We start from the raw sequence: 3,129 nt of genomic DNA, 5'->3' as shown, positions 1-3,129 counted from the left end.
CCGCCAAGGACTGGCCCGCCTCCGACCGCGCCCGCGACGCCCTCGCCGCCATGGGCGTCACCGTGAAGGACAATAAGGACGGCACGACCACCTGGACGGTGTCGCCATGATCGCCCCCTCGGACCGCCAGCCGATCGTCGTGGCCGATGCGGGGCCTCTGATCCGACTCGCCGCAGCGGGCATCCTCGATACGCTGCGCGGTCTCAACCGGCGCATCGTACTGGTGGACCGGGTCGAGGAAGAGGTGGTCGGTGATCTCTCCAAGCCCTTTGCTGCCGAGATCGCCGCCTGGATCGATGGCCTCGGCGAAGCCGCGCTCCGGGTCGAGACCGTGGTCGGCATCGGTGTCGCGGCCCTGCGCGCCCGGCCGCGGACTCCAGCGGGGGATGCCTTGCTCAAGTCAGCCCTGCGTGATTCCGGCGAGCAGGCTCTGCGCGAGTTCGTGGCGCATTGGCACCCGACCGAGGCGAGTTCGGCGGTCGTGCTCTACGAAGATCGGAAGGTCGCGACCCTCTTCCTCGACGTGGAGTTCCCCGTGACGCTGATGACGACGCGCGCCTTCGTGGCGACGGTGACGCGCTGGGGCATCAATCAGGACGCGATCGCCGCCCTCGAAGCCATTTCCGGTCTCTATGACATGAAGCCGGCCCTCGTCGGTGAGATCGACCCGAGCCAGCCCGGCGACCTGCGGACGTTGCCGCAGCCGATGCCACCGATCCGAACTTGACCGACCGTCTCCCCGCCCTAGCCTGGCGGCATAGACCTATGCCGGTTCGTTCCCCGTCGAGAGAGACGCCAGATCCCCCTTCCGCAGGAAAACCGACCCAAGATAGAAAACATACTTTCATCTAGGCCGCCTGAGATGCAAGGATGGCGGCATGACGAACGAACGCTCGGCACATGCGCCCTTCGAGGTTTCGGAGGGTCTTCGCGAGATCGGGCAGGCCATAAGGGTCGCGCGATTGCGCCGACGTCAGCCCGCATCCGACCTCGCGTCCCGCGTGGGGGTCTCCCTCCCGACCTTGCGCAAGCTCGAGAAAGGCGATCCTTCGGTGTCGCTCGGCGTCTTCGCCAGGGCCGTCTGGACCCTCGGCCTGTTCCCGGCCGTCCGGCGCGCGGTCAGCCCCGAGAACGACCACTTGGCCGCTTCCATCGAAACCAGCCGCCTTCCCAGCCGCGTGCGCCGCCCGCGCGAACTGAATCTCGATGACCTCTGACGTCTATGTCCATGTCCGCCGCGAGGACGGGGCCACGGACCTCGTCGGCCGTTACCGGCTCGTCATGCCGGCGGCCGGTCGGTCCTATGGCGAATTCGCCTATGTCGGGTCCTGGCTGAAGAACAATCATGGCCGGGCTTTCGCCCTGGACCCGGAACACTTGCCGCTTCAGCCGGGGTCATTCAGGAGCACCATCCGTGGCCGACTTCCGGGCGTCCTGGCGGATGCCACGCCGGACCGTTGGGGGCGACGGCTCGTCGAACATCTTCGGCCTCACGATTCTCCGCCGATGATGCCGTCTGACTGGTTGCTCGCCCCCGGAGACGAGCGCGTCGGCTGCCTCGCCTTCTCCGAAACCCCGGCTCCCCCGTCACCGCGTCCGAGCTACGCGGCCACGGCCGATCTCGACGGCATCGCGGACGGGTTCGAGCGTCTCGAACGAGGCGAGGCGGTCGAAGGGCTGGCGGCCCGCCTCTGGACGGCGGGCATGAGCATGGGCGGCGCCCGACCGAAGGCCGTCATCGACTACGAGGGTGCCTTATGGATCGCCAAGTTTCAAAGGCGGGACGACACCTACGACCAATGCGGCGCGGAGCACGCGACGATGCGTATGGCATTCCGTTGCGGGATCGACGCCGCCGAAACCCGGGTTCTCGCGGTCGGGCCTCGCAAGGTCGTCCTGGTGAAGCGCTTCGACCGCGATGCGGCCCCCTACCACCCGACATGCCACTACATGAGCGGATTGACCGCTCTCGGATTGGATGAAACCTCCGATTTCGGTTCCTACCCCGACCTCGCCATGTTCCTCCTCCGGCACGGCGCGCGTCACGTGTCCGACCGCCATGAACTGTTCCGCCGCATGGTGTTCAACGTCCTGTGCGGCAACCGGGACGATCACCTCAAGAACCACGCCTTCCTCCGATGCGGCGACGGGTGGCGGTTGTCCCCGGCCTTCGACGTGGTCCCCCAACCGGATATGGATCCCCAGCAAGCCATCGGCGTCGGTCGATCCGGGAGCTACCCGACCACCGGCAACTGCCTGACACGGGTCGAGGATTTCGACCTCTCGCGGGACGAGGCCCGAGACATCGTCGCCACCCTCGCCATCCGCATGCGCTCCTGGCGTACCGACTTCGTCGCCGATGGCGTCGACGATGCAACGGTCGAGCGCCTCGCGCGCGCATTCTCGAAAGACCTCGACTGACCTCGGGCGTGGCGGGATTCCGCCGAACGCGCTGAGGACGACCATCGGCCGGGATCGGCGCCGCTCGATGCAAGGCGATCTCAGCGAGGCCCGACACCGAGGTCCGGGCTCATCCTCCCGTTCCCAGGATAAGCCGCCTCAGCGACAGGGCCGGCCCGGATGGCAGTTCGGGTTCCCGCCCGAAGGCGGAGCCTGCCTCTGCTGGCGCTGGGCCGCCTGTTGCTGCTGCTGTTGCTGCATCATCTGTTGCCGCTGGGCGGCCTGTTGCTGGTGTTGCTGGGCCTGCATCTGCTGACGTTGCATCATCTGTTGTTGCTGCTGCATCTGCTGGCGCTGGGCCTGTTGCTGCTGCTCCATCTGCATGCGCTGTTGCTGGCGGTTCTCCTGGATCTGCTGGCGCTGCATCATCTGCTGCTGCTGGGCCTGCCCCTGCTGGCGCCGGGCGGCCTGTTGCTGCTCCATCTGCATCCGCTGTTGCTGGCGGGCCTCCTGGATTTGAAGCCTCTGCTGCTGGCGCTGCAGGGCATCGGAATCCGGGCCGCGTCGCGGCGGCTGGCCAGCCGCTTCGCGATTGAGATTGGCCGGCTCCCGTCTGGCGCGCTCGGGGCCGTTCGGCTCGAATCCCGGCCGGGCCACCCGATCATGGCCCGGACGCCCCTCGCGGGCGCGGTCGCTTTGCGGCTGGTCGAGGGCGGGACGCAGCTGCGG

General features: G+C 67.7%; 4 protein-coding genes. All 4 read left to right on the top strand.

Annotation, left to right across the window (positions count from 1 at the left end; all coding sequences use genetic code 11):
- The first annotated feature begins 106 nt into the window (after positions 1–106).
- Positions 107–727: a hypothetical protein gene (locus FV220_RS24530; RefSeq protein ID WP_018041888.1), complete on the top strand. Its 621-nt coding sequence runs from the start codon at positions 107–109 to the stop codon at positions 725–727.
- 151 nt (positions 728–878) lie between these two features.
- Positions 879–1,217: a helix-turn-helix domain-containing protein gene (locus tag FV220_RS24525; RefSeq protein WP_018041889.1), complete on the top strand. Its 339-nt coding sequence runs from the start codon at positions 879–881 to the stop codon at positions 1,215–1,217.
- On the top strand, positions 1,207–2,421 hold the full coding sequence (locus FV220_RS24520) for a HipA domain-containing protein (RefSeq protein WP_147833530.1): 1,215 nt from the start codon (positions 1,207–1,209) through the stop codon (positions 2,419–2,421). The genes FV220_RS24525 and FV220_RS24520 overlap by 11 nt, the downstream gene beginning before the upstream one ends.
- 219 nt (positions 2,422–2,640) lie before the next feature.
- On the top strand, positions 2,641–3,129 hold a 489-nt coding region (locus FV220_RS24515), incomplete at its 3' end, for a hypothetical protein (RefSeq protein ID WP_210245975.1).

This window comes from Methylobacterium sp. WL19 (genome assembly GCF_008040005.1).
Classification (GTDB): domain Bacteria; phylum Pseudomonadota; class Alphaproteobacteria; order Rhizobiales; family Beijerinckiaceae; genus Methylobacterium; species Methylobacterium bullatum.
Note: the sequence above shows the minus strand (reverse complement) of the source record. Positions and strands in the feature narration are given on the sequence as shown.